This is a genomic window from Pedobacter sp. 01N416, from assembly GCF_056399685.1.
The window spans coordinates 1-3,403 of record NZ_JBFTRT010000545.1; the positions used below are offsets into that span (position 1 = coordinate 1).

At 36.6% G+C, this 3,403-nt stretch carries 4 protein-coding genes; all 4 read right to left on the reverse strand.

Translation table 11 applies throughout. From position 1 onward, the window contains the following. Window positions 1-82: 82 nt before the first annotated feature. The gene (locus tag AC1DND_RS23235; RefSeq protein WP_477584961.1) at window positions 83-481 is read right to left on the reverse strand and encodes an energy transducer TonB; all 399 of its coding nucleotides are present in this window, start codon (window positions 479-481) and stop codon (window positions 83-85) included. 25 nt (window positions 482-506) lie between these two features. Next, window positions 507-1,139 (reverse strand): TonB-dependent receptor plug domain-containing protein, encoded by a 633-nt coding sequence (locus AC1DND_RS23240; protein ID WP_477584962.1) that lies wholly within the window; start codon window positions 1,137-1,139, stop codon window positions 507-509. A gap of 5 nt (window positions 1,140-1,144) precedes the next feature. After that, window positions 1,145-3,130, reverse strand: a complete 1,986-nt coding sequence (locus AC1DND_RS23245) for a TonB family protein (protein ID WP_477584963.1) — start codon at window positions 3,128-3,130, stop codon at window positions 1,145-1,147. Next, window positions 3,127-3,403: BlaI/MecI/CopY family transcriptional regulator (locus AC1DND_RS23250; RefSeq protein ID WP_477584964.1), on the reverse strand; the 277-nt coding region annotated here is incomplete at its 5' end. The genes AC1DND_RS23250 and AC1DND_RS23245, both read right to left, overlap by 4 nt.

Sequence of the window (3,403 nt, forward strand, 5' to 3'; positions counted from 1 at the left end):
CTTCCGAGACAGGAGAGAAAACATAAAACCCCGGCAATTTTGCTGGGGTTTTGTGTTTTTAAGCGGATTGATAATATTGAGTTTAGTTCATTTTAAAGTTAACGTTGATATTGTATTTAACACGCACTGGCCTGCCATCAATTAAACCTGGGTTCCATCTTGGCGATTTGTTCAATACCCTTAAAGCCTCCTCATCGGTTTCTTTGGTTAAGCTTCTTGTAATTTGAACATCGGTTAAAGTTCCATTTTTTTCCACCACAAAAGAAGCAAATACCTTGCCCTGGGTTTTATCTTTCTTGGCTACTGCGGGGTACTTAATTTCACGGCCTAAGTACTCATAAAACCTCGAAATGCCGCCTGGGTATTCTGGAGCCTTTTCCAATGAAGTAAAATCATAAACTTTGTCCTGATTATCCTGCGCTTTAGCAGAATTAAAGAACATGGCGATGCCCGTTAGGGCTAAAAAGATTAGCTTTCTCATTGTTTTTTTATTAAATGTTGATTATTTAGTTTTTCTTGGGCGTTGCTTTTGATTTTTTAGTGGTAATAATCACGACTCCATTTTTGCCCTTATCGCCATGTAAAGTTATTGCAGACGAATCTTTAAGCACTTCTATTGATTCAATAGATTGTTGATCCAGGTTTTTTATTTCTGAAACTTCTTTCCCATCAACGACATAAAGCGGCTTTGCTTTGGGGTCAAAATCTCGGTTTAGTAGGTATCGCTTTCTGACAGGCACTTCGCCATTAGGTAATGGGCGCACACTAAAGCCCGATACTTTTCCATTCAAAGTAAGGTCTATAGGTTTTATTGCTTTGTTTTTAAGTGTGTAACTGCCTACTGCATTACTTTTGGTTTTAACTTCTATTACACCTGCAAAACCATCAGCCCCATAATTAGCCCTTGCTAAACTATCTTTTAAGATGCTTACAGACTCAATGTTATTAGGATCAACCTCAGTAAGTGATGATGTGCCCCTTATATACTGTTTATTGCCATCTATTACAATTAGGGGTTCAGTGCCAGAGGCGGGTATGCCTCTAAGTATAATTTTGGTTGTTTTTGTGCTGTCTGCCTTTTGAGCAAAACCAACTAAACTAAAACCCATCATTATGGTAAAGGCGATTATATTTTTCATTTTGGTTAGAATTTTCTTTTAAGTTCAAAAAAATTAGAAGTTTTGTCGATAGTAAGTTCCTTTGCATCCAATGGTCTGAAAGCACTATTTTTAGACCCTTTACTTGTAATTAGAATTACACCCGTTTTGGCTCTTGGCCCATAAAGACTAACAGCTGCCTGATCTTTTAAAACAGAAATTGATTCTATATTATTTGGATTTATAGTACTCAATTGGCTATTGTTTGGCAACCTCACACCATCTAAGATGATCAATGCTTCTTGATTTATGCCATCTTTAAAGGTGATCCGGTTTGTTGGTATACTGCTTGTTTTAGTTTCTTTAGCGGGGTCATTGAGTGTGAAATTAACATTGATGTTGTATTTTACCCTCACAGCTAAACCATTTTGGATGCCCGGGTTCCATTTTGGCGATTCTTTTATAACCCTCATCGCTTCTTCATCGGTACCACTTCCTAAACCCCGTGTGATTTGGACATCTGTTAAAGAGCCATCTTTTTCAACCACGAAGCTGAGGAAAACTTTACCTTGCACATTATTCTCCTGCGCCATTTTTGGATACCTGATGCTGCCACTCAGGTATTTATAAAACTTGGCTATACCGCCCGGAAACTCCGGTTGTTTCTCGATTGAAACGAAATCATACACTTTATCTGTATTTTCAGATTTAACGGCACCGGTTTCAGTTTCAGTGGTTTTAGGAAGATAAGATATAATGTTAATCTTGTTCAGATTTACATATCCATCCGATTTAGGCAATAATTTATTCTTAAACTCTTCTGAAGATTCTGGAATTTTAAAACTTACCGTTAAAGCATATTTGCCATCTGCTACAGTTTTAAATCCTTTATAGGATAAAATTGCTTTCATCACTTCTTCATCGCARCCTGCCCCCAGTTCTACATTCGATGTAATATTGGTAACCCTGCCGCCTTTTAGATTAAATTTTATCTGGGCATTACCTTGTACCTCATCACTGCTGGCTGCGCCTGGGTATTTAATATTTCTTAATAGAAACTGGTAAAATCCTTTCCAGTTTGCATCTGTTTTGCCATCAACTGAAATTTTAGGTGCTACAATTATTTTCTCAGGTGTTGTAACCATGTTTTCTACAATCTCAATCGGTTTCTCTAAAGGGATTTGATCGGTAATGGATAACAACTTCTCATTTTTGCGGACAGTAGCCGACGAAAACACAATCAGAAGGGCAAATAAAGGGATAAAAATTCCATACTTCATAATAGCGATCTTTTTAGACCGCTCTTTATGAAGCATGAAAATTCTTTTTTTGATCAATGATTTTTCTAAAAAGCCATTTGTTAAGGCATTTGGCGAAATGCCGAACGACTTACTTAGCAATAACATCGCATATTCTGCCTTATCACCCTGAAATTCGGCAGCAAGTTCATCAGCTAAAAACTCGTGGATATTTTTAATTGCTTTTTTATAAAGGTAAATCACAGGGTTTAACCAGGTGATAATCCCTATAATTTCGAAAAATAAAATATCTACGGTATGCCATTGTTTGATGTGTGCTTCTTCATGAATATCAATCACATCCATTTGTGGCAATTCCTGATCAATTACTTTTTTGCCAAAAAAAGAGAAAGCCGAGCCAGCCTWGCTTATTGAAATGAGTTTTTTAACCGCTAATAGGTTAAACACCAATCTACCTAAGAAAAACAAAATACCAGCGCAATAGATGTAAACGAATGCATTGCCCCAGTTAAAACCGGTATTGCGCTCCGTTACAATCGTTGCTTGTGCTAATACGGCTTCCCAATTAACTGAAGTATAAACCTGTTGCGCCGCTTTCTGCTCCGTTAGCCATTCTAAACGAATAAATGGTATAGATAACGACAAAACGCCCGCAGCTACTAAATAAATGCGGTTTAAAGTGAAGTAGGTCTCCTTATCTAACAGTAATTTGTAARAACCGAAAAAAACAATTAAGTATAAGTTCACCTGTAATAGGTAGTGGGCAAAACTCATTTTGGCTTATGTTTAATTTTATTAATCATTTTTAAAATTTCATCAACATCGCTTAAATCCAGTTTTTCTTCTTTAACGAAGAAAGAGAACATACTCTCTACCGAATTTTCGAAGTAATTGCCCAACAATTTTTCTGTTGCATGGCGTTTATATTCTTCTCTACTGATTAAAGGATGATATTGATGGGCCTTACCGAAGGCTTCATGACCAATAAAACCTTTAGTTTCTAAAATTCTAATAATGGTTGATACGGTATTGTACGCAGGTTTAGGG

Coding starts and splice junctions, on each gene's coding strand:
- AC1DND_RS23240 (WP_477584962.1), bottom strand. CDS start 1,139: ATGAAAAATATAATCGCCTTTACCATAATGATGGGTTTTAGTTTAGTT.
- AC1DND_RS23235 (WP_477584961.1), bottom strand. CDS start 481: ATGAGAAAGCTAATCTTTTTAGCCCTAACGGGCATCGCCATGTTCTTT.